Below are 25,716 nucleotides of genomic sequence, written 5' to 3' on the forward strand. Positions count from 1 at the left end.
GTGTGAAATGAACACTTCAATTTACTGAAGCGAAAATTGAAGTGTTCATTCCTAAAGAATATATTGAAACATTAAGGGATGAATTAAATAAAATTGGAGCATGTAAAACGGGCGAATATGACCATTGTCTTTCCTATAGTTCAGTGAAAGGATATTGGAGACCTTTAGAAGAGGCATCTCCTTTTAATGGAGAAATTGGTCAAATATGCGAAGGACAAGAATGTAAAGTTGAAATAAAGTGTAAACGAGAACTTGTAAAAGATGCTCTTGAAGTTATTAATGATATTCATCCGTATGAAACACCTATGATTTATATTATACCAATACTAAATGACTATTTTGAGAAACTATACATTAAATAACTAGGAGGAATATCAATTGAAAAGTAAATTTCATCATATTGTACGAGCAGTCATGATAAAAGATGAAAAATTATTAGTTGCTGAATATATCGGCCATCATTATTTTTTACCTGGTGGCCATGTTGAAATTGGAGAATCAGCAGAGAATGCATTAAAAAGAGAGTTAAGAGAAGAACTTGGAGTAAACTGTAGTATACAACAATTTTTAGGCGTCATAGAAAATCAATGGCAAGATAAAGAAGTTCTTCATCATGAAATTAACCACATTTTTGAAGTAGAGTCACAAGATTTACATACGGATTTAACACCGAAATCTAGCGAGTCTCATTTAGCATTTCACTGGATAGCTTATAATAAAGAAGCCTTAAATCATTATGAAATCATGCCAATGCCTTTAGTAAAGGAATTACTAGAAAGTAAGTTAAATGATGAACTCCTAAATTGTTGGATTAGTAATTTTTAAATCACTTTATTTATAGTAAATACGTCCATCGAATGAATATAAAGAAAATAGGCTAAAAAACAAGGTACATCACCTAGTGTAAGTTCATATTTTGTTGATGTACGCATTTAGTCTATAGTCTTGTTTCTACTTTGTTTACAAGAATTTATTAACTTTAATATTTGGACGGAATTTACATTTATAAATGGAGGGGTTCGTAATGAATCAGTTTCAACATGAACTACAAACATTAAACCTTAATGATTATCAAACTGGTAATGTTGTGTATTGGGATCAACACCAAAGTCAATATCCATACTACTACATTCAAGACGATGCACGTCGTTGCGGCGGATGCGGCGGTTGTGGTGGACGCTGTGGTGGTTGTGGCGGCGGTAGATGTGGTGGTTGTGGTGGCCGTTGCGTAGGTTGCGCTGGCTGTTTTAGTTGCTTTAATTGCTGGAACTGGTGGATTATTTAAGTATAGAAAATCCAAGTTATTTTATATGAAAGAAAGGTGTAAAAACTATTTTGCACTTTTCTTTCATGCTGTAATTTTGATGTGTATTAAGGGGGATTTATTTGTATATATATGATAAGTTGATTTCTTGGGTAGAGGATATAAAAGAAAAAAATCATAGTTCTGCTACAGCACTTTGTATTATAAAAGATAATAAAATCGTACTAGAGCATTATAGTGGTTATCACTCAAATACATCTACAAGCAAGAAAGTAACAGCATCTTCACAATTTAACGTTACTTCTGCTAGAAAATAGCGTATGCGCTTTATGAGGGGAAAATAAACTCTATTGATGATGAAGCGATAAAATATTTTAAAGACTTTGATCCTGCATTGCTTAGTAAAACGACGATAAGACATTTAGTAACACATTCGCACGGATTAGAAGAAACGAATGACAGGACAATTTTTCGTGAATTTGCACCGGGACAATCATGGGCGTATAGAGATATTAATGTAAGAATGATGACACGTCTTATTTATCAGCTATATAACAAAAGTTTTCCTGAATTGTTAAAGGAGCATGTGTTTAAACCTGCTAATTTTCAAGAAACAGGTTGGAGAGTTCAGCGAGATGAAAATTTAGTTGACGTTGTTAATGATCCAAATGAAGACGCAATTAGTGAAATTGGTACGGTAGATGACGGTATTGAAAAAAATTTATTTGTCTCAACTAGAGAATTTGCGCAGTGGGGCAATCTTCATTTAAATCAAGGTATGATAGATGGTAAACAAATTGTTCCAAAAGAAGTTATAAAAATCGCTACATAAACAAAGAGCTACCACAAAATGGGGTGTTTTGGTTCATCCAAAATGAGCCTGCACAATTAAGCGAACTTGGTGAACGTATTCCAAAAGGGTCGTATCAAATATTAGGGATTACTGGACCGACTATTTTAGTAATACCTGAATATAATGTAGTTGTTGCAAAAATGTATAATAAAAGATATAACTACGGTGGTGATAATTACTTATATTATTTACGTGAATTTAGTAATTTAGTCGCTGATACATTTAGTAACGGTAATAGGGCATAATTACTCCTATAACAAAAAGGAGTGATTGAAAATGAAAGATAAAGTGAACAAAAATAAAAAGCAAAATATAAAAGATGTAAATACAGAGCAAAATGCAATTTATAGCGATCCTAAAGATGCAGCTAATATGCAAACTGTACCGCAGCCGAAAGATTTTGATGAAATCGAATATTAATTTTTCATCCGACTATATGATGAATGAAAAATACGTCTTAAGTCTCATAACATTTAAGAAATTATTTGATAACATATATACATAAGCATTTGAAAATGTCTTATCTTAACAAAGCTTTCTTTAGAAATATCTGATATAACCTGCAAAAGGCACTTCTTTATGAAGTGTCTTTTTGTGTATATGAACTTAATTACCATTTTCCGTACAGTATCTTGCAATTTATGATGGATATACTAACTGTGAAAATTCATGTCAAGATAAAAGAAGGGGACAGTTAGTATGAAACAAACTTCTATAAATCCGTTACTAATTGTTCTAGGTACAATCATTGTTCAAATTGGCCTTGGAACAATTTATACATGGAGTTTATTTAATCAACCCCTTGTAAGTAAGTTTGGATGGAATCTTAATTCAGTAGCGATAACTTTCTCCATAACTAGTTTTTCTTTATCATTCTCAACTTTATTTGCAGCCAAGTTGCAGAAAAAATTAGGACTTCGAAAACTTATTGCTACTGCAGGAATTGTTTTAGGACTCGGCTTAATACTTAGTTCACAAGTTTCTTCTTTACCACTATTATATTTATTAGCTGGTGTCGTTGTTGGTTATGCGGATGGAACAGCTTATATTACATCACTATCTAATTTAATTAAATGGTTTCCAAATCGGAAAGGGCTTATTTCAGGTATATCTGTATCAGCGTATGGAATGGGCAGCTTAATCTTTAGATATATAAACGGAAATCTTATCGATAACCTTGGTGTATCACAAGCATTCTTATATTGGGGTATTATCGTGTTACTTTTAGTGTTAATCGGATCGTTCTTCTTACGTGAGGCAATTGTAAGTAATGCTGTAACTGAAACATTACACAATGACTATACTCCGCGTGAAATGATGCGAACGAAACAAGTATATCTGCTATTTTTTATGTTATTCACCTCGTGTATGGGTGGTTTGTATTTAATCAGTATGGTAAAAGATATCGGCGTACAACTTGTTGGACTTAGCGCAGCAACCGCTGCAAACGCCGTTGCTATGATTGCAATCTTTAATACAGTAGGTAGAATCATTCTTGGGACGTTATCAGATAAAATCGGGCGAATGAAAATTGTCTCTGCAACGTTTATTATTATAGGTTTGTCAGTCTTTACTTTAAGTTTTATTCCGCTAAATTACGGGATCTATTTTGCTTGTGTAGCAAGTGTCGCCTTTTGCTTCGGCGGTAATATAACTATATTCCCAGCTATTGTCGGAGATTTCTTTGGATTAAAAAACCATAGTACAAATTACGGGATTGTCTACCAAGGTTTCGGATTTGGTGCGCTTGCAGGATCATTCATTGGAGCGATACTTGGAGGATTTCAACCAACTTTCATTATAATTGGTGTTTTAAGTGTTATTTCCTTCATTATTTCAATATTAATCCGTCCACCAACTGCAGAGAAGACAAAGGAACTAAAACATCTACATCGGAAAGTGGCGTAATACTAAAAAGAGTCCTAATATAGGGCTCTTTTTAGTACAAAACATTTTTTGTGTAGAGAGAATAGAGTTATTTAATTTAAAATGAAATGAGTAGCAGATACTTAGAATATTCATATTGTTTTATAAAGGAACTAACATGTTGCTAAAAACATTTAGAAAATTACAGTTAACCAACTTTGTGATGGAACGTGCACTTCATTCATAGACCATTATTTTCTTATAAGTTTACAATGAAAGTAGTTGGCTTTTATTGATTACAACCATAATTTCTTCTGTTGTGGCATTCGCTACAACAAATATTGATGACATTTTTATACTGCTTGTTTTATTTTCACAAGTAAGAACAGAAGTAATTAGGAAAGAAGGAAGAGCTGTCCGCGAAAAAGCTACGAGAAAAAAACTTTATATTGTTATTGGACAATATTTAGGATTTAGTATGATTATTTTTCTAAGTATCATTGGGTCTTTAAGCTCTTTTTTCATTCCTGTTTCGTGGATTGGGTTATTAGGATTAGTGCCAATTTATATGGGGGTTAAAGGACTATTGTCAATTCGTTCTTATAAAAGTAATGAAGTTATCGATAACGTTACTGTTTCATTATTTAAAGTAGCTTCAATTACATTAGCTAATGGAGCTGACAATATTTCGATTTATATACCAATGTTTGCTAGTCAAACTCTTGAAACAAATATCGTTACATTAGTTATCTTTTTTCCATGATAGCGATATGGTGTTTTATTAGCTACAAATTGATAAAAGCTCCTATACTAGCTAAAGTACTTGAGGAAAACTGTCATATTATTGTTCCAATTGTTCTAATTGGTTTAGGAATGTTCATTCTTTTTCGTAGTGGTACAATTGGACTATTCTCCTAAGGTGTTGAAATAACGGAAGTTTTCATAAAAAAGAATTGAACAATTTTAATATTTTTTGAGCAATTACATTCATTGAGATTAATTAGATTCTACACAACGTATATAAGTCTTATTACAGATGAAATGTAGTAGGGCTTTTTTTATTTTAGCGAAATGAAACAATTGTATTAGTGATCTACGACTATTATTTAAACAGGACATTAGAATTTTGAAGTTGAATAGCTATCGTAAAAGGAGTGTGATACTTAAAATGAAAATAGTACAGCAGTGGGTACAAGAAGATAGTGATTACATAAGAGAGAAAGTAATTGAATATAATCAAAAATATCTCGCAGATGAAGAAAAAACACCTTCAGAAAAGGTTAGTTTCATAGTAAGAAATGAAAAAGAAGAAATAGTAGGTGGGGTAACAGCAATAACTTTTTGGCACCATATACACGTTGACTTTCTATGGGTTTCTGAAGAATATAGGCATGAAGGTTACGGAACCAAGTTAATAAAACTTATTGAAGAATTTGCAATTGAAAAAGAGTGCAGGTTAATCAATTTAGATACTTTTAGTTTCCAAGCTCCTGATTTTTATAAGAAGCATGGATATAAAGTAATCGGAGTAAGTGAAGATCATCCGAAAGGACATAATCATTATTATTTAGAAAAACGGCTAAAAAGTATATAGAATTTGTTAACATTAGTATTTGGAATACACATGCAATAAGGGCGAGGTTATTATTAATTTCAGTATTAATTGAATCAATTTTTATTCTAAAACTGCAAGAACGTACTTTGGATAATCTTCCTAAGGTACGTTCTTTTTTTATATCAGTAGCCTATTCTTATTAATTCCACCAATAATGGTAAAGGCAAGACTTAACTAACTTATATATATTAAAAGGAGTTAATGGTAAAATGAATAGAAGACAGAAAATTCCTTTTATTAAAAATAGAGGAGGTACATATGAAAAAAGTAAATGTTACATATGCACTTTTATACGATAAAACAAACGAAAAGATCTTAATGGTAAAAAACAAAGGGGAAAATGGTTCTTATTATACATTACCAGGTGGCGCAGTTAAATTAGGAGAAACGTTAGAAGAAGCAGTAATTCGAGAAGTAAATGAAGAAACAGGGTTACATATAAATGTAAACGGGATTTGTTCTATCAGCGAAGCTTTTTTTGAGGAAAGAGATCATCATGCGATTTTCTTTAATTTTCTAGGCGAAATAATCGGCGGGGAGACATATATATCAAGGCCAAAAGAAATCGAAGAGATTACTTGGATGGAATTACATATAGCAGCTCCATATTTACGCATACCAGAACATTTACTAGATTTATTACAAAGGAAAGAAACAGTACCGTACTTTTTTAACGGAACAATCGTTCATCAATCTTCATAAAAATATTATCTCATGTAAGGCGGGGAAAACATGGAGTTTATCGTTAATCACAAACAATTCACTCAAGCACTTTCAGAAGTAAGTAAAGCAATATCAACAAAATCTTTAATTCCTATATTATCTGGTATAAAAATAACTGCAGATCAATCTGGAATTACTTTAATCGCAAGTAACTCGAATATTTTTATCGAAAAATTCATTCCTGTTTCAATTGAAGACGAAAAGATTGCAACTATTTTAAAGGCAGGAACTATTGTTGTACCTGCAAAGTATTTCATTGAAATAATAAAGAAAATGCCAAGTGATATAGCAATAAAAAGTAAGAATGAGCAAATTATTAAGATACAATCAGAAGAAATCACATTAAGTTTAAATGGATTTCCTGCAGATGAGTTTCCGAATGTACCGCTTATAGACAATCATGCAGAAATCAAGATAGAGACAGAGCAATTGATTGAAGTATTTAAACAAACAGTCTTTGCGGTAGCGAAAAATGAATCTAGACCTGTTCTTACTGGGGTGCATATAGAGTTATCTAATAATAAGTTTATTTGTGCTGCAACTGACTCACATAGACTAGCGATACGTGAAGCGCGACTTTCCTCAGATGTAAAAGCAAATTGTATTGTACCAAGCGCAACCATTAGTGAACTTCTAAAATTAATGAACAGCAATTCGGAATTCGTATATATCTACCTTTCAGAGAGTCATATTATATTTACGCTCGGAACAACTACATTATATTCAAGACTAATTGAAGGGAAATATCCTAATATTTCTAACCTTATTCCAAATGACTTTAAAACTATTATTAACATAGATAGAAAAAAGATATTACAAGGTGTAGACCGATCAAGTTTATTAGCAAGTGAATGGGCCAATAACAATGTTAACTTAGAAATCATAAACGAATCTACAATTAAAATTTCTTCAAACGCTTCTCAAATTGGGCAAATATCCGAAACGCAACAAATAGATGCGATTCAAGGTGAAAAACAATTAAATATATCTTTCGATGGGCGTTTTATGGTTGATGCTTTAAGAGCAATAAAAGAAGAAACGATTACTTTAAGCTTTGGCGGTTCTATGAGACCGATATTGATTGAAGCAGGAGAGCAATCTGTAGCAGTACATCTTATATCACCAGTAAGAGCTTATTAGGGATAGAGGAAGGGATTACATTATGTACAAGCAGACTTTTGTTTTATGAAATCATAAATTAATACATTATAAGAATGATGTATTAGTATAGCAAACAGTTTACTAATTCCTACATAATATAATTCATAGACAAAGCAGCAATGGTAAACTGAAATACAAAGCAAAATAATAATAACCTAAATATAAAAGCCATAGATTAATCGATATGGGGTGAGTACGATGAAGAAAATAATTGTTTTACTCATTGGTATAGTTTTAATTATTTTTGCTTTTTATCAATACAACAAAAAAGACTATGCAGCTAAAAGTGCTAACTTGTATGTAGAAGACTTTAAAGGGGCAAATGATTCAATAAAAATACAATCTGCTATTAATAAAGCAGCGTCTAGTAAAATAAAAACCGTATTGCTTGATGATAAAAAGTATAAAATCACGTCACCAATCACTGTTAAAAAAGGTGTGAAATTATTATTTGGTTATGGATCACAATTTGTAGTTGAGGGAAACTTTAGAGTTCTAGAACTAGAGAAAAACGCATCCATTGAAGGAGCGTATATAGCTATTGACGATCCTAAATTCAACTCTGAAGTTATTTATTTAGACGGTAAAAATAAATATTATAACACTTGGAACAAAACACAAATAAAAGATATAAATATTATTAATTGGACGGAAACGAATAAAGGTACCGGAATTTCTTTATACTCTGCTGGAAAAGAAAATGAAATTTCGTTTATTAACTTCGAAAACATTAAAATTGTAGGAATGGAAACCGGACTAAAATTAGTAGCAAAAAAACCGAGCACCGGACAAGCTTGGATAAATGCCAATCGTTTTATGAACTTTTCTTTAGAAGACTGTGTAAATATGATTTATATGGATAGTCAAGTAACTACGCCAAATGAAATTAGTGGGAATCAATTTGCCAATCTTCAAATACAGCCTTCAAATAAAACAAAAAGCATTATACAGGTAAGTGGTCAGCATAATGAATTTCATGGGATGGTGTGGGATTTAAATAAAATAAAACATGAAAACGAACTCATTGAACTGACTGATAAGAGTATGAATACAGTGGTTGAAATGTCCAGTGTACCAGCAAATAGAGTTTTAGATAGTGGGAAATCCAATATAATAAAGTAATATTTTTATTTATGAATTCACTTCTAAAAGCAGATAGAAATAAAAATTTTAGACAGGAGATTCAATATGTGGAAAACAAATATTATCAAAACTACTAGAGGGAAATTTGAGTATTTTGTGAAGGGAGAAGGGCCACCTTTATGCGTTACACATATGTATAGTGAATATAACAATAATGGAAATACTTTTGCAAACCCATTCACTGATTTTTATAGCGTATATTTAGTTAATTTAAAGGGTTGTGGGAATTCAGATTTAGCAAATAGCGATTCCGAATTTAGTATGACGGAAACGGTTAAAGATTTAGAAGCGATTCGGGAAGCTTTATATATTAATAAGTGGGGATTTGCTGGTCATTCAACAGGAGGGATGTTAGCTCTTGTATATGCGACTGAAGCACAAGAAAGTTTAACGAAAATAATTGTTGGTGGCGCAGCGGCGAGTATGGAATATGCATCCCATAAAGATAGTATATACTGTAGTAAAAATGAAAAATTTAATAGAATCGTATCAATTATGAATACATTAAATGATGATAGTATAGTACAAGAAGAAAGAAAAGCATTAAGTAGAGAGTGGGCACTTATGTCTTTTTATTCTGAAGAAAAGCTTGAAGAGGCATTAAAATTGCCGAATAGCGGAAAAACAGTTGGCAATCGGTTAAATTATTTTAGACAAGTTGAATATAAAGATTATGATGTTCGTCAGAAACTTAAATTCGTAAAAATCCCAAGTTTTATATACTGTGGTAAGCATGATGCGCAATGTCCCTACATATTTTCTCGTGAAATAGCAAATTTAATCCCGAACGCAGCATTAACTAAATTTGAAGAAAGTAATCATAATCCATTCGTTGAAGAAATAGACAAGTTTAATCAGTTTGTAAACGATACATTATAATCAATAAGTAAAAAGCGAATCTTCTATATAAGACAGATTCGCTTTTTACTATAATTAGACTTTTCGCCACCAAGCATACCTAGGATAGTCTGTAGATTTCAACGTAATAGATTCGCCAATTTGAGGCGTTGTAATTTTAACACCTAAACGGTTGGCTTCTTTCGTAACACGTTCTATCGGGGCACTCCATTCGTGTAATGCTAACGTAAAAGCACCCCAATGAATCGGAAGAAGTAATTCTCCTTTAACATCAATATGAGCTTGTACCGTTTCTTCAGGCAACATATGAATAGCAGACCACCTCGGATCATATTGCCCGCATTCCATTAATGTAAGATCGAATGGACCGTATTTATCACCAATTTCCTTAAAGTGAGGGGCATAACCGCTATCACCACTAAAGAAAATTTTAGTCTCTTGACCAAGAATAAGCCATGAACACCATAATGAACGATCTCTATCTGTCATACCACGTCCCGAGAAATGCCTTGCAGGCGCACATACTAACTTAATATTATCAAACGTAATTTCGTCCCACCAATTATGCTCACTAATTTTACTAGGCGAAACACCCCATTTAATAAGATATTGTGCAACTCCAGTTGGAACATAAAAGTGCTTTGCGCGATCTTTTAACTGCATAATACTTTTGTAATTCAAATGATCATAGTGATTATGAGAAATGATAATCGCATCAATTTCTTGAAGGTCATCACGTTCTAAAGAAAAAGCACCACTATAGCGTTTACTATTAAACAAAGGAAATGGGGAAGAGGCATCTCCAAACATCGGGTCTAATAACAGTTTTTTACCTTCTATTTTCAAAAGAGAAGCAGAATGGCCAAACCATGTAACACTCTCTAACGGTTCATTATCTTTATTTGATAAAACGATAGGTAAACCCTTTATAGGACGCAGCTTTGATTTTATTTTAAAGTAATCCGTCATTAAACTTATAATATCTTTCGGTTTAAAACTCATATCAGTATGAATTTGATTTGTATATTTCTTATTCATTCGTTCTCCTTTTTACGATTAACAATTTACGTATGTTGTTATTGTAGCTATTTGTAGTTTAAACTATATTATTTTACCTTTCATCTAAAATGCCTTGTATTTCATAAATCCGTCAAATTCATTATTTGTATTTATAAAGTACAAATCGCACAGCAGCAGCTAAGACAAATATTAAGTACATGTAAATTGTTTTTATTTAGTAAATTCCTTCTTATACGCAACGAAGAACGTATGTTTCGTTGTATGTTATAGAAGAAAATATGTCTCTAATAAAAGAAAGGAAGGAGAGGATGTAAGTGCACATAGAGCGAAAAAAGAAATCAAAATGTAAACTATCAAAATCTGAAATAACGCAGCTATATGCAGAGGGGAAGAGTACCTCAGAGATCGCTACACTTGCTAATGTGTCTGCAAGGTATATTCGTATGGTTTTATCAGACAATAACGTACCAAGGCGCGCTATAGGGAGTTGGAAGAGAAAGTATGACATAACAGAAGATTATTTTAAAACGTGGTCAAACAATATGGCTTATATTTTAGGGTTTATAGCAGCAGATGGTGTTATACAGAAAGAAAATCAATGTGTCAGTATATCTCAAAAAGAAAATTATATTTTAGAAGATATAAAAAAAGAACTAAAAACAAACCAGCCACTTTATCAAAACAAAAAAACAGGCGTATATATGCTAAATATTAATAGCAAAACAATAAAAGACGACCTTATGAACATACACGGAATTATGCCATGTAAATCATTTAACATCGAATTTCCTTTTGTACCAGAAGAATATTTGCATCATTTTGTTCGTGGGTATTTTGATGGGGATGGTTACGTCAAGTATGAAACTTATACAGTTATTTTCGTAGGTGGATCATATAACTTTATGAATTCTTTACATCAAATTCTTCAAAATCGCAATTTACGAGCCGATTTACTAAATCAAAACAAACATTATCGCGTTATTTTATCTGGAAGAAAATCAATACAACTATTTTCAAATTGGATTTATAAAGACAAAGATATTTATTTGCATAGAAAATATGAAGTGTTTCAGAAAGAAAGTCTGAGTTTAGATCAATTACAAGATCGAAAATTAAAACAAACTCAAACTGCCGTTAAACAAAGAAAACAAAATTTCCTTGAAGAATATATGAAAAATAAATGTAATACTACAACTTGTTCAAATTTAGAAATAAGCGAATCGGCTTTCAAACGTTGGCTAAAAAATGATAATCAATTTAAAAGGGATTATGAAAAGATTAATTTAACAATGTCCACTAGCGATAACTAAATATAAAATCTTAAAAAACCTTAGAATAGGTATGAAGATAGCTATTCTAAGGTTTTTTATTTTTAAATCATAAAGGATTCTTAATTTTATTGATTGAATATAGTAAATACATAGATTTTACAATTGTCTTGATAAAAAAGGAGAGATACACCTTGCAAAAGAAATTTATCAATCCAGAAACGATGCCACCAACTTTTGGATATTCACATGTAGTGGAAGTTAGTAACGCTAAACGAACAATTTACATATCTGGACAAGTAGCGATTAACACTGATGGTCAAATAGTTGGCATTGGTGATTTAGCTACACAAACGCGACAAGTTTTCGAAAATATTAAAAGTGCATTAGAAACTTCGGAATTAAGATTTAATGATGTAGTAAAATTAACATTTTTCCTAACAGATATTTCTCAAATGGCCACTGTTAGAGATATACGAGATCAATACATTGATACTAAAAATCCACCAGCAAGTTCAGCTGTAGAAGTTAGAAAGTTAATTAACGATAACTTTTTAATTGAAATCGAAGCAATTGCTGTAGCAAACTAATTTTAAAAACTTATTATGAATCATATCCATGCAATTCGGTTAATGCGTTCAGTTAAAACGAATTGCATTTTTTATTGTCTTAAATATAATTTATATCTGGAGACATTTTCATCAACAACTTATAAAACAAACAACTAAACAATCCATCACACAGAATGATTAAAAAGAACGAGGGGAGGCTAATCACAAAATAAACTTACATATAATAAGTTTATTATTTAAAGTTAGTTAACATAATATATATTATAGGTAGTTATAGAAACAAAGTAATATCAGGTATCAAAAACCAAGTAAACTATACTTAATGAGACGAAACAGAGATTTTTAGTGAAATTCACATGAAATCTTATCTAAACAAATTTCTTCAGCTTTTATCGTTTTTATTTGTTATAAATTCATCACAGCAAATCTTAATCAATAATCGCTTAAGATTTAACGAATTAAAAACATTTTTGATTGGCAAGAAATTTTTATACAGAAAAATTATTTCTATACAAAATATAAATTAGTAATTTTATTTTATGTTTTACTTAATGAATTTATTGCTATTTGCACATGTTTTACAACTTTACATTATTTGTTGTTATTTCTGTTATTTAGACTTGACTTTCATTACAATCATTGTTTTTTTATCCTAGTTAACATAACGCTTATTTTTAACATAAAAAAATCCTCCTCACCTTCAGGAAGATTTTTTGTTTGCTATTATTTTATTTATATCTTCTAGTAACAATCCCAATTGTAAATGACATTGGAAAAATCTAGATTTAACAAATCTTCCTTACGTATAAAGAAATTAGCAACCCCAGAATCGCCCCACATAATATTTAATGAATCGTCTGTATCGATTTGCAGCAATAATATGTCATGTTGCTGGTATTTTTCTTCCCATTCTCTCGGATCTGTCTGTGTGAAAAATGGATATCCACCAATTTTATGTCCTTGATCTTTACATAAATCATCATACAGTTCGCCTAATTCTGTATTATTTTCTTCATCAACAATTTCTTCCCAATCAATATCCTCACTAAACATCTTTTCAAATCGATAATCCCTTGACGTTACGGGTTGATAACCTAATTCAAACTTTAATTTCGCTGCTTCAGGTATGATAAAGTCCTCTAATTCTAAGGTGTTTAAATAACTAAAATCAGTAATAACCTTATTTAAATCTTCTATAATTGTAGAATGATAAATAATTCGAAAGTCTTTTTGGATTGTTGGATGATCAAAATCTGCTCCGTAAAGCTCATCACCAGCACTTACGAAAAACTGTAACATTCCCTTTTGAGGCATATATTCAACATGCGGAATTTCTTCAAAGTTTAACTGCGCAAGTAACATCATAGGTTGTCCGTTTGAGTCTTTAGGATGCTCTTGATCTATAGGTAAATACGGATATCCACCAAACTTACTTTCAAAAAGCGTTGTCTCTGCTTGCGTTCCAGACACTTTAACATACGGTTTCACACTTTCTTCTAAAATACTACGATACTGTTCTAGTTCTTTCGGAATTTGAAGTTGATACGTATTCTTCACTACATTTGCCTCCCTTTAGTAATGAATTGAAAATGCCTAACTTAATTATATAGCAAGCGATAGCTTAATTGAAAATCGTTAAAAATCCATTTTCACCCTCATTTTTTGCGCGCTTGGTGGACAAAGTAAATTATGTTCTAATACCTTTTTATTAATAGTTCGAATTAAGTCCGCTGCTTCTGCAGTATTTGTATTTTCTTTTAGTTTTTCTTTTAAATCATCAATTTCTTTTGAAAGCTCAATCCACCTAGGTAAAACATGATTATTTGCTAAAGTTCTATAAAGTTGCTTTTCAGGATTGTAAGAAAGATCTTTATCAAGATTAAGAGGTTTCCCTTTACCAGGTAAATTATCAAAAGCTCCTTTCTGTTCTGCTTGTTTAACGATAGAACTAATATGATCCTCATACGTATAAGACCAAACTTTCTCATCTTTTACTAAAATCTCTTGTTTTTTTAGTTTTTTATCTAGTTCTTCTTGATTCATAGATTCTCTCTCCTTTTTATTTTCTAATGTCGTTTTTGTAAATTCTAATGCCCTTAATCCATCGAATAGCTTTTCTCGCCACCATACGCTATCATGTCCGCCTTGAAACTCTTCATAAGTGGTTTGGCGTTTCATTTCTTCTAAAGCTTTATATAGCCGTCTATTAGCCGTTAAAAGAGGTTCGTTTTCGAGTTCACCTACTGCTATGTAAGAATGTAGATGAGTCGCATTAGAATATATTAATGAAATTTGATTTTCAATCCAAGGAATTGTATTTTCATAATTATCCTTTTTCCAATGTACGGATCCAGACAGTGACAACACATTTCCGAAAATATGTGGATTTTGAAGTGCTGCATAAAAAGCTGCTAAGCCACCAAGACTGAAACCAGCAATTGTTGTATGATTCTTTTCTTGATAAACGTGATACTTAGCTTGAATCCACGGAAGTAATTCCTTCGTTAAAAATGCATTCATTTTATCGTTATAAGTTAGCTCTTCTAATCGATCGACAGGATCTATAGCAACAGCAATACACGATGGGATTTCTTTTTCGTAAATTAAATAATTAAGTGTTTTTGTGATTGAAAGGTCATTAATGAATGAATTCCCATCAAATACAATGAGAAGTTCTTGAAGATGTGAAGTGTGAGAATAATTATGAGGCGTATAAATATGAATTTTGCGTGTGTTATTTAAAATCGAACTATAAAAAGAATATGTTTCAATCTTTCCGGATGGATAATCATTTGAAGGAAAACGACTGCTATATTGCACCTCCATTCCTATGTTTAACACAGACGCTTTATTGGTACCTTCTCCAAATGTATTTCGATTAAATTGGTCTATTTCGTACTGTTCACTACGCTTTATCCAATCATTTTCGAAAACATCGTTTACTGAAAAATAGTACGTTGAAATAAAACTCTTATCCGTCCTAAACGTTACATACCAAATATCTGTCTGTAACAATCGTTGTAATTGATTTACAGACAAATCCCAACCAGGAAAACTACCGAATACATAAACGTTTTCAGTGTTTTGATCCCCTAACCATATATACGTTATAAGCTTATACTGATTATCTGCAGGGCATTGTTCTATTAGTGGCGTGTGATTTGACTTTATTTCATGCAAAAAAGTATAAAGAGCTTTTTCGTTTCCATTCTTTAATTGATTTTTAAGCTTCTCTAACTTAGGACTGATTATTGTAGTCACCTCTCTTCATCCTTTGTAGTATTCTATATGTAGTTTTTTTCATTAGAATCCCTATATAAAAGTAGTCGTAAGTTATTTGTTTAGCGAAGTTATTTATTAGAAAAATAATCAATTGCCTGAATAGAAAGTTCTAATGATTTTATTCTTCTTTCTAAAAGCGTTCTTTGAGGACTCCCAAGCTTTGACTTAACGTAAATCTTTTCAATTGATGGAAGCAAACCAATTAGAACATTACGAGCTTCTGCTAAATCTTCCTGAGTATAATGATGAGTTTCTTGCTTCCAAACACTTTCTAACATAGCTAAGCCGATACTAGCTGCTTTGAGTCTTTTTTTCACTAAAGTAGTATTTGATCCTTTTTGAGTCATCTGTGATAAGGCATTTTCAAGTTTACTAATTGTTGACTGTAAAGATTTTATTGATTCTACTTTATCTATATTTGATACGTTTTTCATGTTAATGTTATCCCTTCTATGTTGCTAACTTGTTTTGTTTAATGTTTAATGAAATCCTTAAAAGCTTGATTTCACTCGAAATATTTTAACATAAATAACTAACTGTATTCGAGTTGGACAATAACTTAAAGTAAAACAGCTATTCCTCTCTCCTCCCCTGCATCATTCTATTATATGTACTTCTTTCTTCTCATTAGAATTCCTATATAAACTAGTTGTTAATATTGAATGTTTTATGAACAAAAAAACGTACAAGTAATGTAACCTGTACGTTTTCGCTTTTATTCAGTAAGGTAATAAAGTAATAGCTTTCTGGTCTTCTCATAACTTATGAAATCTCTATACAAAATGGGATAATTCACAATTTCTGTTTCTAGAAAACGATATTGCGGAAACCACTCGAAAAACGATTTTCTTAACCACTTTATTTGTTGAAACGTAATGTTCTGTTCGTTTCCATTTAGTACAGAATTTAAAGTAGCTGCTGTATGCATCCAATAATGATTAAAATCAGCGTTTATACAGTCATCTTCGGTAAATTTACTTTTTAAATCTCGCTGCAATTTTGCTGTAGCACGATAAGGAAACGGTTTATGAAGTGGACTATGCATTTTCTGCAATTCCTTAAAAATAATTCGTTTTCCTAACTTCAACTTTCCACCCCTTTATTTCTCTATCCAATTTAATAAGTTTTCATAATGATATTGAGCATCGATATACCCAAGATTATATAGATTAACGAGCTTTTCCTTATTTCTTTCTATTCCGCTTATAGGAAGCTGTACACTTGGTTGAATTACATAAAAATTATCTTTTTGTTCTTCTCGATTCATATAAGATATCGTCTCATTATAAAAACGATAATGGTCTACTAAATTCTCTGCGATTTTCGGATATTTTCTATATAAAATTTTAGCCAGGCCTGAAAATTTATTTCGCTGCTTCTCATATCCTTCTGGCTTTGTCATAATGACAACGTTCTTTTCATAACCATCCTTTTGGGCTTTCAAAACTGGTATAGGGTCTATAATCCCTCCATCTAATAATTTTCGATTATTATATTCTACAGCAGGTGCTATAAACGGCACAGAGCTTGAGGCGCGAATGATTTTTAAAATATCATTTCCGTGTTCTGCTTTATTATAATAAATGGCTTGTCCTGATTCGCAATCAGTCGTCCCTATGACAAACTGTTCATTACATTTTAAGAAAGTTTGAAAATCAAATGGTACAATTTTATTAGGTACTTCATCAAATAAAAAATCCATTCCGAATAATTCGCGTTTTCGAATCAAATTTCGATAAGATATATAACGGTGATCTGCTACTAGCTCTGTATTTACTTTCTTATTTCTCCCTTTTTGACGTGATAAATAAGTTGCTCCCATACAGGCTCCTGCTGATACGCCGACTACATACGGAAAGAATAAGTTCTTTTCCATGAAATATTCGAGTACACCTGCAGTATATAAACCTTTCATTCCTCCGCCTTCTAATACTAAACCTATATTCTTCATGCTATATCCCTCTGCTTCTTTTTTCTTAATTTCATATTAGCATAAGATTTTAAGATGAGGTTATATAAACTAATTACAACAATAACCAGAAACTACTAAAGTAATGTCATAATATCTTTGTGAGTAACATGTTACAATATAAGTAATTCATTCCACATATATTAAAGGAGGAATTTAATATGGGTTTATTTAGCGGTATTTTAGGAAATGCATCAAATACGAGTTCTGAAAGTGTAGAACGTGATTTAGAGAATATTATGCTAGACGATGAAAAAGTAGAGCATGCTTATAAATTAATTCGTGATCTAATCGTATTTACAAATCGTCGTCTTATTTTAGTAGATAAACAAGGAGTAACTGGCAAAAAAACAGAATACCATTCTATTCCTTATAAAAGTATTACACAATATAGCATCGAAACGGCTGGACATTTTGATTTAGATGCAGAACTTAAAATTTGGGTGTCTAGTATGGAGGATCCAATTACGAAAGAATTTAAAGGTGACGATAGTATTTTAAGCATTCAACAAGCGTTAGTAACCTTTACGACCAAGTAGTGGTTTTGTATTTTTATTCATTTTTAAAATTACTAACCCGAGTATTTTGGAAGAACATACATTATTTTTGTATATTTAATCTAAAATAACATAAAAAGGTAAAGCGTATTTTATATGCTTTACCTTTCTTTTTTGTAATAAATAAGTGTAGTTTCATCATTTAATTTCTTTATAACTTCTGTTCTTTTATACTCCATCTTTTCATACAAAAAACAATTTTTCTCTTCTTCTAAAATAGTAGCAAGTTCCCAGCTCGTTGCTTCAGGAAACATTTCCTCAATTAATGTAAGTACCTTTTGGGCAATTCCTTTTCCTTGATAACTCGGGTGAATAAACATTGGACTGATCCAAAATTTAGAGGGTGTTTCTTTTTGTGAAATGCATATCGCTCCAACAAGATTCATTGCCACTATTATTTTATAGAAGCCACCGTCTACATGATTTATTCTACAAATAGTTTTTTCGATAGTTTCATTTGCTGGATTTGTTTCATAGTCTTTATATTTATGTAATAAAGGGCTAAATGAGTCTATTTGCATTTGAAATATAACTTCTGCATCACTTTCTGTCGCCTTCTCTAATGTAATCTCCATGTTACCAATTAAGTCGCTTTCTTAACGAGGTAATATGAGCGGTATGATGACGACCATGCCATGCGTATAGTCCTATTGCAACAGCAAGTTTTGTTTCACCAGTTTCAGGATGGTTAAATGTCTTTTCTAAATCTTCAATTTCTAGAGAATATAAAAGGTTAACCCATCTTTTATGTAATGAATCTAGCATTACTAGTGAAACATCTACCGGTAATTTTGAATCGGGTAACTCTGCCCACTTCTCTTCTTTATACGGTTTAATAGTTGGATTCTTTTCTGTCAGTGCTAATTTAAAGCGTATGTAGCTATTCATATGGCTATCAACAACGTGATGAACAACTTGACGGACAGTCCACCCTCCAACGCGATATGGTGTATCTAACTGCTTCTGATCTAAATCTTTAATTGCCTTTGTTAGTTCATGAGGTAAATCTTCAATTTCTTGAATCCATGTATCAATCATTTCTTCAGTTATAGGACGTTTGTATGTAAATTGGCCAATTGGATAACGTAAATCATTCATGAATAAGTCCTCCTTATTATAAGCGCGAAGTATTTCTCCAAATATAGTGTACAAACTTCACATGTTCTCCATTTAATTCTACAGATGTTATATCTGATTCGTTTTGATAAGAAGAAAATCCGCTTTTTTCTAGTACAATTTGTGATGCGAGATTATTAGTAGTTGTTTTAGCATGAACTTCAGTAATTTCATTATTTTTCGCTACATCTAAAATTAATTTTACGGCTGCTGTAGCAACTCCTTTTTTAGTAAATTTTTCTCCGACCCGATACCCTAGAGAACTAATTCGAGTTTCCGTATCTATATCTACTAAATTAATTCGCCCTACAATTTCTTTTTCTTCATTACGAATTAAATAAAAATAAGAATCTCCATCTGCTTGTTCTATTAATAAATCGTCTAGTAGTTTTTGGAAATATTCAAATTCAAAATATTTTGAGCCACGATTTGGTACCATTGTTTCAAAAAAAGATTTATTCGTAAGTTCAAACGTAAATAAATCCTTAGCATCTTGTTTCTTTAGTTGCTCTATGTATATTTCCATCCCGTATTCTCCTTCTAGATTTACTAACTGTTATACATTCTTTTTTAATCAATTATATTCCTGCTATTACTTTCGATTAAGTAATACAGATAGTAGCACTTTCGGATGAAAAAGATGAAATGGACTACGAATTAAATTCATCACTCGTACTAACCGAATATAAACATCAGAATTACTTGCGGATAGTCGATATATTTGTTTCGTATACCATAGCTGAAATTTTTGTTTTGTAGTTAATTCTCTCTTTAGTTGCGGATGACGTGATATTTCCGTTGTTGTCATATCCCATGGGGTTTCTATTATATTAGCTGCCTTTTTATAAAATTGTTGTGTAAATGTTTTATCAAGTTGTTTTCTACCTTGCAGAAGTAATTGCAACTGGTGAGCTTCCATAGCAGCAACTGATACGCCTTGGCCGAAAACGGGATCAAAACGACATTGCGCATCTCCAACAACTAATAAGCCTTCTGGTACATTATTCACTAAATCAAATCGCCGGCGTACTTGATAAGGAATTTTGTATGTCTTTATATCAGTAATTCCCTCAGCCTTGTTTAGGAAGTCTGTAACATTAGAAATTGATAGGTTTTCAGCAAAATCATAAAACTCATCATCTGTTTGTGGTGCTTTCTCGTTTGCGTATCCACTGAAAGTAACAAAATAACGATTATCTTCTATCGTTTGAATAAGAACGCCATAAGGGTTATCAGGGAAACTCGGAGACATTAGCACATTGCAACAGTCTAATTTCTCATTTTCTTTAAGTTTGAACATTTTCGTTGCGTAAAATAAATCAATACGAACTTTCTCTTCTTGTACTTCAATTTCGTATTCTCGTAACCACTCTATACTTTTTGAGCCAAATCCACTCGCATCAACTACAAGGTCTGCATGAACTTCTTCTTGTATGTCTGTCTCTAAATATTTAACTTTTACTCCACACACTTTGTTAAGCTTTTCATCTACCAATAACCCTTTAACCAATGTTTCATATTTAATAGTAATATTTGAAATCTGATGTATTCGTTTTTGAATATGCCATTCTAGTAAAGGACGACTTTGTTGAATCATATGTACTTCCCCTATGAACGGTTGTTTCCATAGACCGAATTGATGCCATTTCAAATCACGTGTAAAGTTGTTTATAATACTACCCGCTTCTATTAATTCATTCGTAATAGTAGGAAACAATTCTTCAATTGCTTTTTCTCCACCTTTTAATAACACGTGAGGATGATTACTTTGTGGAACTCTTTTTCTTGAAGCTTTTCCATCCCATTTTTCACCGACTTCTAAAATGATTACTTCTTTAAAAAAAGTTGATAATGCTTTTGCTGCAAACTTTCCTGCCATACTTCCACCAATAACGATAGCCTTATTAAACATATTTTCCCCCTTAATAAAAAGAGATCCTGCCTTGTATGAATGAAACAGGATCTTAAACTAATTAACTTCTTTATCATTATACTTAAAATACATCAGTAAATTGCAAAGTTAAAATTAAAATACCTAATCCCCATACGTAATACGCGAATACTTTTAAGGAGTGACGTTTTAAATATTGAATCATCCATGAAACGGCTATGTATCCAAAAAACGCTGCTGATAACGTTCCGACAATTAAAGATGTACTAGAAATAGATTCTGCTTTCCCTTGAAAAACGTCTACAAATTGCAAAATGATAGCTCCAACAATGGCTGGTGTCGAAAGTAAAAAAGAAAAGTAAGCAGCAGTTTCACGGTCTAATTTTCTCCATAATGCAGCGACAATTGTCATTCCAGAACGAGAAATGGCTGGAAAAATAGCAGCCGCTTGAAATGACCCGATAATTAGTGCGTCTTTATATGTTATGTCATCCATTTTTTTACGACCATTTTTTTGTTTATCTGCCATGTAGAGAAAGAATCCAGTCACTAAAAACTCCCAACCGATCGTGATTCCTGTTTTTGAAATATCTTCAAAGAAGTCTTTAAACAATAAACCAATAACAACTGCAGGTATCGTCCCAACAATAAGTAATAACATGAGCTTTGAAAATGGGTTTTTAATTAAATATATAAATTCTTTTTTGTAATAAATAAACACTGCAAGTAAAGTCCCAATATGCAACATCGTATCTAAAAATAAGCCTGCTTCATCTAATTGAAATAAATGCCTTCCTAAATAAAGATGTCCGGTACTACTGATTGGTAAAAATTCTGTTAAACCTTGAATTATACCTAATATGAAAGCTTCTAACCAATTCATGATGGTCTCCTTTCTCTTTTGCTTGTACCAATATATGAGGGTTAAATTTTCGATATGAAAAAAACTATATTTCTCTATGAATTTACTTTTCTTTTATGGATATATATGTAAAGAGAATTAAGGAGGGTTATTATGTGGAAGCACACAAAATTCGGTAATGTATTACTTTGGATGGGCCCTATCCTTGTATTTTTAGGACTATGTATGACAAATGTTATTTCAGATATTCCTTTCTTTGAGGGAAAACATAAAACGCTTGGTATTGTACTTATATTTATAGGGATATTCTGTTTTATTGTGGCTAATCATTTGAAAAAAGGAGAAAGATATGAAGAATAAATCTAAATAAAAAACAATCCTGGCATATTAGCTAGGATTGTTTTTTATTAATGTTGATTATTTGTAGAATACTTTATCAACGTTATATTTCGCTTTGTATTCATTAATGATATATGTTTCGTAAATTTCTCTTTCTGTTGGATCTTCTACGATACATGCATCAATGCGGTATACTTCATCACGGTGATTTTTAATTGGTGAAACATTATCTTCAAAATGCTTCTTAATACGTTGTCTAATTTTACGAGCTTTACCTACGAAAAGTAGTTCGTCATTAATATTGTAAAACATAAAAATGCCGCCTTTATCTCTAGGGAACAAGTGGAAATCAATAAATCCATTAATTGGAGTAATGATTGGCTCGTCTCCTTTAATAACTTGTTTACGTTCAGTAATTGTAACATCAACTTCAGGGATACTAATTTTAATCAAGTTCATTCACGTCCTCTTTTATTATAAAGATAAATAATAGCATACATATGTAAGAAAAGCTACGTTCATAGGTATATTTCATTTTATAATTCAAATATTATAGGTGTATCATGTAAACTCTTCTTCCAAATCATATGATCACTTGATTCTCCCCAATAATCTTTCAGTACATAACTAGGCTCTCCAAACTTCTTTGTCCATATACTTTGCGCTTTTCTGTATCCACTATCTAAACAGAATTCTGTTATTCCTCTGCTAAGTAACGTAAGAAACATTGTATGTAGCAGTAAACTCCCGATACCCTTTCTTTGATACTCTGGAAGTATAAATACAGTTCCTATTTCATACAAATCCTTAAGTACACCACCTGTACAACTATTAATCAATGTACTCGCTGGACCAACTTCAATTGTTCCAATGATTTTATTGTTATTTGTATCAATTGCTAATAAAAAGTAACGTTTTTCTCCATTACTATCAAAATCTGTTTTCAAATATTGCTTTTTCATGTTAATTTCATTTTCTATGTCATCCAATAGTTGTGATAATCCTTCATTTTTGTATGTATTCGTAATAACGATACGGAAAAATAAATATAGTTCATCTACATCATTCAAATTCGGTCTTCTAACTGCAACGTTAGTCATGAATACATTCTCCAATCTTCATTATGCCATTGTCAATACAACACTTTACATAATCTATTCATCATTATTCTGCAAAAACCTGCATAAATCCAGCAATATAGAAAGCTCAGTATAAATATTAATAAAATAATTTTTATGTCCATAGTTGTATGAACAGTAGGACCAAGTACCGGAAAACGGAAAACATCGAGAACGATCATAATCCCTATAAGTAGACAAGTCGCAGAAAAGGAAACAATCCAAATTCTCCTCTTAAATTTTAAAAAGGCTAGTCCTAAGGCTAGACCTAATAAGCCTGTAGTAAAAGGAAAGATAATTAGTTCACTTGGCTCAATAATAAATAATAGAAAAATAGTAAGAATATAAGAAAGTATTCCCTCACGAATAGAATAGAAAATAGCAAAAAAAATCGGTAATGTCGAAAATGGACTAATGAGCAAACCTATACCAGGAACTAAGTTACCCGCTGCTTGAAACATGGTGGCTAATGCACTCATCAAAGCTGTAAGTACTAACTTATTCGCAAGGGACAATTTTCTTTTATGAACAAAGCTTATATCATGCTCTATCATCAGTTGATACCAATAACGTACAAACCGATTCATTAAAATCCCCCCTAAAGACACCTCATTCATTACTTTCTATATTATTCGTACACATACGGTTTATGAGTTACTTTCTGCAAGTTAATAGATGCTCATACATTGAAGATTTTTAGGGGGAGAAGTTAAGTCGTGCGTTTTGTGGACAGAATGAATTCCTTATATTATATTTTTAGACTGATAATTTGTATCGTATTAAGGGATAATTTCAAAAATGGTACCTTTATTAAAATCAGTTACTTTCATAGAACCGTAAACTCCTAAATATAATTTAGTTTGATTCAAATTTGTTCCTAAACTCATATAATAAGCTGCTTGCGTACCAAAATCATAATTGGTTTCAATAGCATGAAAGTCAGCATGTTTACCGTCTGTACCTGCTCTAGTATAGGCTAAAACACCTTTAACTGGCGGTCGAGAATCTTCTTTCTTAGCAAGGTCAGTAAACACTACGCTACCTGTTAAATTTGGAATTGCATTTCCCATATATGGCTGAACTCCTGTAAGGGAAGTTCCTCCAAACTTATCGGGTCTGGAATCTTGATGAAAATAACTAAGTAGAGGCAGAATACGCCTCGCTGAAGTTTGTATTGTTTCATCATAATAAGTCATTGTTCTTTCATCCAAAGTCTGATTTTCGGAACAATGCCGTATAAAAGAAGTAGGTAAATCCCCTTCCCATCCTCTCCAACCAAAATTGATAAACCCATCTTGATTGGGAGTGAGCCTCATAAAATGCATTTGAACAAGTTCTGTAACCGGTATAGGTTTATATTGAACAAATGAAAAAATAGACTCTACAATATCTTGTCCGACATTTCCGGCGTATTTGATATATTGATTATAAAACCTTTGAAATGAAATGCCAGTTATATTACGTACTCCTTTTGCAATTACTGTAAGTGTTTCTTGTATAGATAAAGGAAGTTCATCGAAGCGTGTAACTACAGGAGGGTTATTTATAAATGTATTTTTACTTACATCGATTTCAATTATTTTACCTGCTATTTCTAAATCATCTTGGCTTAAGTTAAATGGATCATAACCTGATCCGCCATCTCCATTTGTAAAAACAAGTTTTCCAGTCTCAGGTGAAAAGTTTAAACTATTGACTCCGTTATGATTAAAAAATGGTCTTCTTACATTCAGTAATGTTCGTCGCTTTTGAGCTTGACCATTAGGTTGTAAAGTCCATTCTTCCACAGTATCAATGTGATCATATTGCGTATTTCTATTAACCCACTTTAAATTTAATGTTTTAGGGTCACAAGGATTAGGTTTAAATTGTTCAGAAAGTGCACCTGGCCCTTGAGTTCCGGCTACTGAATAATGTAGATAAAATAACCTATTTTGATAAAATTGTGGATGGAACGCAAGTCCTAGCAATCCGCGTTCATCATAACCGCTACTAGAAACACCTTCTTCAAATGTACCTAATTTAATAATTAGGTGACGAATATCTAAAAATATCTTTATAACTCCATTCCCTATGTAAAAAATCTCTCCTAATTGGGTTGCGATAAATAGTCTTTCGGTCGATTCGCCTGGAAGTATTGTTGTTTTCAATACGGTTGGTAAATTTATATTATGAACAATGGGTCGTAAACTAACTTTAACTTTTGTCAATTAACTGTACACCCCTTTTTCTTCTTTTT

General features: G+C 31.7%; 29 protein-coding genes and 2 pseudogenes. 16 read left to right on the top strand and 15 right to left on the bottom strand.

Annotated features, from left to right (window positions below):
• Positions 1-41 precede the first annotated feature (41 nt).
• From cutA to AC1Q8L_RS15480, 12 genes and pseudogenes are all read left to right on the top strand, one after another.
• A complete protein-coding gene (gene cutA, locus AC1Q8L_RS15425) occupies positions 42-362 on the top strand; it encodes a divalent cation tolerance protein CutA (protein ID WP_000470501.1) in 321 nt (106 codons plus the stop codon).
• A 16-nt stretch (positions 363-378) separates the two neighbouring features.
• Complete coding sequence (locus tag AC1Q8L_RS15430; protein WP_000836831.1) at positions 379-825, top strand: NUDIX domain-containing protein; 447 nt, start codon at positions 379-381, stop codon at positions 823-825.
• A 199-nt stretch (positions 826-1,024) separates the two neighbouring features.
• Complete coding sequence (locus AC1Q8L_RS15435; protein WP_001071340.1) at positions 1,025-1,285, top strand: heterocycloanthracin/sonorensin family bacteriocin; 261 nt, start codon at positions 1,025-1,027, stop codon at positions 1,283-1,285.
• A 101-nt stretch (positions 1,286-1,386) separates the two neighbouring features.
• Positions 1,387-2,362 (top strand): annotated as a pseudogene (locus AC1Q8L_RS15440) (serine hydrolase domain-containing protein).
• 31 nt (positions 2,363-2,393) lie between these two features.
• Positions 2,394-2,537, top strand: coding sequence for a hypothetical protein (locus AC1Q8L_RS15445; protein ID WP_000653680.1), 144 nt, complete (start codon positions 2,394-2,396; stop codon positions 2,535-2,537).
• A gap of 279 nt (positions 2,538-2,816) precedes the next feature.
• Positions 2,817-4,025 (top strand): L-lactate MFS transporter, encoded by a 1,209-nt coding sequence (locus tag AC1Q8L_RS15450; protein WP_000815137.1) that lies wholly within the window; start codon positions 2,817-2,819, stop codon positions 4,023-4,025.
• Between the two features lie 250 nt (positions 4,026-4,275).
• Positions 4,276-4,901: pseudogene (locus AC1Q8L_RS15455) on the top strand (cadmium resistance transporter).
• 250 nt (positions 4,902-5,151) lie between these two features.
• Positions 5,152-5,577, top strand: coding sequence for a GNAT family N-acetyltransferase (locus tag AC1Q8L_RS15460; protein ID WP_000706904.1), 426 nt, complete (start codon positions 5,152-5,154; stop codon positions 5,575-5,577).
• A 279-nt stretch (positions 5,578-5,856) separates the two neighbouring features.
• Positions 5,857-6,300 carry an NUDIX hydrolase gene (locus AC1Q8L_RS15465; protein ID WP_097846692.1) on the top strand — a complete coding sequence of 148 codons (444 nt, stop codon included), beginning with the start codon at positions 5,857-5,859 and terminating at the stop codon, positions 6,298-6,300.
• Between the two features lie 30 nt (positions 6,301-6,330).
• Positions 6,331-7,461, top strand: a complete 1,131-nt coding sequence (dnaN, locus tag AC1Q8L_RS15470; RefSeq protein WP_098311762.1) for a DNA polymerase III subunit beta — start codon at positions 6,331-6,333, stop codon at positions 7,459-7,461.
• A gap of 219 nt (positions 7,462-7,680) precedes the next feature.
• The gene (locus AC1Q8L_RS15475) at positions 7,681-8,604 is read left to right on the top strand and encodes a hypothetical protein (protein WP_097846691.1); all 924 of its coding nucleotides are present in this window, start codon (positions 7,681-7,683) and stop codon (positions 8,602-8,604) included.
• Between the two features lie 66 nt (positions 8,605-8,670).
• The gene (locus AC1Q8L_RS15480) at positions 8,671-9,504 is read left to right on the top strand and encodes an alpha/beta fold hydrolase (RefSeq protein ID WP_000266020.1); all 834 of its coding nucleotides are present in this window, start codon (positions 8,671-8,673) and stop codon (positions 9,502-9,504) included.
• 54 nt (positions 9,505-9,558) lie between these two features.
• Here the strand turns inward: AC1Q8L_RS15480 and AC1Q8L_RS15485 are convergent, their stop codons facing one another.
• Positions 9,559-10,521, bottom strand: coding sequence for an MBL fold metallo-hydrolase (locus AC1Q8L_RS15485; protein ID WP_001037072.1), 963 nt, complete (start codon positions 10,519-10,521; stop codon positions 9,559-9,561).
• A gap of 296 nt (positions 10,522-10,817) precedes the next feature.
• On the opposite strand from AC1Q8L_RS15485, the gene AC1Q8L_RS15490 reads away from it, so the two are divergent.
• Positions 10,818-11,813: an LAGLIDADG family homing endonuclease gene (locus AC1Q8L_RS15490; RefSeq protein ID WP_098311763.1), complete on the top strand. Its 996-nt coding sequence runs from the start codon at positions 10,818-10,820 to the stop codon at positions 11,811-11,813.
• Positions 11,814-11,965: 152 nt separating this feature from the next.
• Complete coding sequence (locus tag AC1Q8L_RS15495) at positions 11,966-12,361, top strand: RidA family protein (protein WP_001169707.1); 396 nt, start codon at positions 11,966-11,968, stop codon at positions 12,359-12,361.
• A 723-nt stretch (positions 12,362-13,084) separates the two neighbouring features.
• On the opposite strand, the gene AC1Q8L_RS15500 is transcribed toward AC1Q8L_RS15495, so the two are convergent.
• The 5 genes from AC1Q8L_RS15500 to AC1Q8L_RS15520 all read right to left on the bottom strand — a co-directional run bounded on the left by AC1Q8L_RS15500 (position 13,085) and on the right by AC1Q8L_RS15520 (position 17,576).
• Positions 13,085-13,900, bottom strand: coding sequence for a YwqG family protein (locus tag AC1Q8L_RS15500; RefSeq protein WP_098311764.1), 816 nt, complete (start codon positions 13,898-13,900; stop codon positions 13,085-13,087).
• 78 nt (positions 13,901-13,978) lie between these two features.
• The gene (locus tag AC1Q8L_RS15505) at positions 13,979-15,604 is read right to left on the bottom strand and encodes a DnaJ family domain-containing protein (RefSeq protein WP_080451151.1); all 1,626 of its coding nucleotides are present in this window, start codon (positions 15,602-15,604) and stop codon (positions 13,979-13,981) included.
• Between the two features lie 89 nt (positions 15,605-15,693).
• Complete coding sequence (locus tag AC1Q8L_RS15510; protein ID WP_000800305.1) at positions 15,694-16,059, bottom strand: hypothetical protein; 366 nt, start codon at positions 16,057-16,059, stop codon at positions 15,694-15,696.
• Between the two features lie 281 nt (positions 16,060-16,340).
• Positions 16,341-16,712, bottom strand: coding sequence for a YxiJ-like family protein (locus tag AC1Q8L_RS15515; RefSeq protein ID WP_000765936.1), 372 nt, complete (start codon positions 16,710-16,712; stop codon positions 16,341-16,343).
• A gap of 12 nt (positions 16,713-16,724) precedes the next feature.
• Positions 16,725-17,576, bottom strand: coding sequence for a patatin-like phospholipase family protein (locus AC1Q8L_RS15520; protein WP_000789260.1), 852 nt, complete (start codon positions 17,574-17,576; stop codon positions 16,725-16,727).
• Positions 17,577-17,755: 179 nt separating this feature from the next.
• Here AC1Q8L_RS15520 and AC1Q8L_RS15525 point away from each other — a divergent pair, with 179 nt between their 5' ends.
• Complete coding sequence (locus AC1Q8L_RS15525) at positions 17,756-18,133, top strand: PH domain-containing protein (protein WP_098311765.1); 378 nt, start codon at positions 17,756-17,758, stop codon at positions 18,131-18,133.
• 119 nt (positions 18,134-18,252) lie between these two features.
• Here AC1Q8L_RS15525 and AC1Q8L_RS15530 read toward each other — a convergent pair whose 3' ends face one another.
• The 5 genes from AC1Q8L_RS15530 to AC1Q8L_RS15550 form a co-directional block, all read right to left on the bottom strand.
• Positions 18,253-18,726 (bottom strand): GNAT family N-acetyltransferase, encoded by a 474-nt coding sequence (locus AC1Q8L_RS15530; RefSeq protein WP_000406643.1) that lies wholly within the window; start codon positions 18,724-18,726, stop codon positions 18,253-18,255.
• 1 nt (position 18,727) lies between these two features.
• Entirely contained in the window at positions 18,728-19,249 is a 522-nt protein-coding gene (locus tag AC1Q8L_RS15535; RefSeq protein ID WP_000999062.1) for a YfiT family bacillithiol transferase, read from the bottom strand.
• Between the two features lie 16 nt (positions 19,250-19,265).
• Positions 19,266-19,793 (bottom strand): GNAT family N-acetyltransferase, encoded by a 528-nt coding sequence (locus AC1Q8L_RS15540; RefSeq protein ID WP_000409243.1) that lies wholly within the window; start codon positions 19,791-19,793, stop codon positions 19,266-19,268.
• 66 nt (positions 19,794-19,859) lie between these two features.
• Positions 19,860-21,179, bottom strand: coding sequence for an FAD-dependent monooxygenase (locus tag AC1Q8L_RS15545; protein ID WP_000482039.1), 1,320 nt, complete (start codon positions 21,177-21,179; stop codon positions 19,860-19,862).
• An 82-nt stretch (positions 21,180-21,261) separates the two neighbouring features.
• Positions 21,262-22,041: an undecaprenyl-diphosphate phosphatase gene (locus tag AC1Q8L_RS15550; protein ID WP_001104274.1), complete on the bottom strand. Its 780-nt coding sequence runs from the start codon at positions 22,039-22,041 to the stop codon at positions 21,262-21,264.
• Positions 22,042-22,173: 132 nt separating this feature from the next.
• Here AC1Q8L_RS15550 and AC1Q8L_RS15555 point away from each other — a divergent pair, with 132 nt between their 5' ends.
• A complete protein-coding gene (locus tag AC1Q8L_RS15555; protein ID WP_000265470.1) occupies positions 22,174-22,380 on the top strand; it encodes a hypothetical protein in 207 nt (68 codons plus the stop codon).
• 57 nt (positions 22,381-22,437) lie between these two features.
• Here AC1Q8L_RS15555 and AC1Q8L_RS15560 read toward each other — a convergent pair whose 3' ends face one another.
• The 4 genes from AC1Q8L_RS15560 to AC1Q8L_RS15575 all read right to left on the bottom strand — a co-directional run bounded on the left by AC1Q8L_RS15560 (position 22,438) and on the right by AC1Q8L_RS15575 (position 25,687).
• Positions 22,438-22,818, bottom strand: a complete 381-nt coding sequence (locus AC1Q8L_RS15560) for a nucleotide excision repair endonuclease (RefSeq protein ID WP_001048947.1) — start codon at positions 22,816-22,818, stop codon at positions 22,438-22,440.
• Between the two features lie 77 nt (positions 22,819-22,895).
• Positions 22,896-23,459, bottom strand: a complete 564-nt coding sequence (locus AC1Q8L_RS15565) for a GNAT family N-acetyltransferase (protein ID WP_000185959.1) — start codon at positions 23,457-23,459, stop codon at positions 22,896-22,898.
• A 32-nt stretch (positions 23,460-23,491) separates the two neighbouring features.
• A complete protein-coding gene (locus tag AC1Q8L_RS15570; RefSeq protein ID WP_001079228.1) occupies positions 23,492-24,064 on the bottom strand; it encodes a hypothetical protein in 573 nt (190 codons plus the stop codon).
• Positions 24,065-24,256: 192 nt separating this feature from the next.
• The gene (locus tag AC1Q8L_RS15575; protein ID WP_000169996.1) at positions 24,257-25,687 is read right to left on the bottom strand and encodes a PQQ-dependent sugar dehydrogenase; all 1,431 of its coding nucleotides are present in this window, start codon (positions 25,685-25,687) and stop codon (positions 24,257-24,259) included.
• Positions 25,688-25,716: the final 29 nt, after the last annotated feature.

Source organism: Bacillus sp. GW823-FHT06A11, from assembly GCF_058795355.1.

What these genes read in the sequence shown, in the direction of transcription:
- dnaN (WP_098311762.1), top strand. Translation starts at nt 6,331, where the DNA reads ATGGAGTTTATCGTTAATCACAAACAATTCACTCAAGCACTTTCAGAA.
- AC1Q8L_RS15560 (WP_001048947.1), bottom strand. Translation starts at nt 22,818, where the DNA reads ATGAACTTGATTAAAATTAGTATCCCTGAAGTTGATGTTACAATTACT.
- AC1Q8L_RS15530 (WP_000406643.1), bottom strand. Translation starts at nt 18,726, where the DNA reads ATGGAGATTACATTAGAGAAGGCGACAGAAAGTGATGCAGAAGTTATA.
- AC1Q8L_RS15520 (WP_000789260.1), bottom strand. Translation starts at nt 17,576, where the DNA reads ATGAAGAATATAGGTTTAGTATTAGAAGGCGGAGGAATGAAAGGTTTA.
- AC1Q8L_RS15460 (WP_000706904.1), top strand. Translation starts at nt 5,152, where the DNA reads ATGAAAATAGTACAGCAGTGGGTACAAGAAGATAGTGATTACATAAGA.
- AC1Q8L_RS15510 (WP_000800305.1), bottom strand. Translation starts at nt 16,059, where the DNA reads ATGAAAAACGTATCAAATATAGATAAAGTAGAATCAATAAAATCTTTA.
- AC1Q8L_RS15565 (WP_000185959.1), bottom strand. Translation starts at nt 23,459, where the DNA reads ATGACTAACGTTGCAGTTAGAAGACCGAATTTGAATGATGTAGATGAA.
- AC1Q8L_RS15545 (WP_000482039.1), bottom strand. Translation starts at nt 21,179, where the DNA reads ATGTTTAATAAGGCTATCGTTATTGGTGGAAGTATGGCAGGAAAGTTT.
- AC1Q8L_RS15480 (WP_000266020.1), top strand. Translation starts at nt 8,671, where the DNA reads ATGTGGAAAACAAATATTATCAAAACTACTAGAGGGAAATTTGAGTAT.
- AC1Q8L_RS15550 (WP_001104274.1), bottom strand. Translation starts at nt 22,041, where the DNA reads ATGAATTGGTTAGAAGCTTTCATATTAGGTATAATTCAAGGTTTAACA.
- AC1Q8L_RS15485 (WP_001037072.1), bottom strand. Translation starts at nt 10,521, where the DNA reads ATGAATAAGAAATATACAAATCAAATTCATACTGATATGAGTTTTAAA.
- AC1Q8L_RS15450 (WP_000815137.1), top strand. Translation starts at nt 2,817, where the DNA reads ATGAAACAAACTTCTATAAATCCGTTACTAATTGTTCTAGGTACAATC.
- AC1Q8L_RS15475 (WP_097846691.1), top strand. Translation starts at nt 7,681, where the DNA reads ATGAAGAAAATAATTGTTTTACTCATTGGTATAGTTTTAATTATTTTT.
- AC1Q8L_RS15555 (WP_000265470.1), top strand. Translation starts at nt 22,174, where the DNA reads ATGTGGAAGCACACAAAATTCGGTAATGTATTACTTTGGATGGGCCCT.
- AC1Q8L_RS15570 (WP_001079228.1), bottom strand. Translation starts at nt 24,064, where the DNA reads ATGAATCGGTTTGTACGTTATTGGTATCAACTGATGATAGAGCATGAT.
- AC1Q8L_RS15525 (WP_098311765.1), top strand. Translation starts at nt 17,756, where the DNA reads ATGGGTTTATTTAGCGGTATTTTAGGAAATGCATCAAATACGAGTTCT.
- AC1Q8L_RS15445 (WP_000653680.1), top strand. Translation starts at nt 2,394, where the DNA reads ATGAAAGATAAAGTGAACAAAAATAAAAAGCAAAATATAAAAGATGTA.
- AC1Q8L_RS15535 (WP_000999062.1), bottom strand. Translation starts at nt 19,249, where the DNA reads ATGAATGATTTACGTTATCCAATTGGCCAATTTACATACAAACGTCCT.
- AC1Q8L_RS15540 (WP_000409243.1), bottom strand. Translation starts at nt 19,793, where the DNA reads ATGGAAATATACATAGAGCAACTAAAGAAACAAGATGCTAAGGATTTA.
- AC1Q8L_RS15435 (WP_001071340.1), top strand. Translation starts at nt 1,025, where the DNA reads ATGAATCAGTTTCAACATGAACTACAAACATTAAACCTTAATGATTAT.
- AC1Q8L_RS15465 (WP_097846692.1), top strand. Translation starts at nt 5,857, where the DNA reads ATGAAAAAAGTAAATGTTACATATGCACTTTTATACGATAAAACAAAC.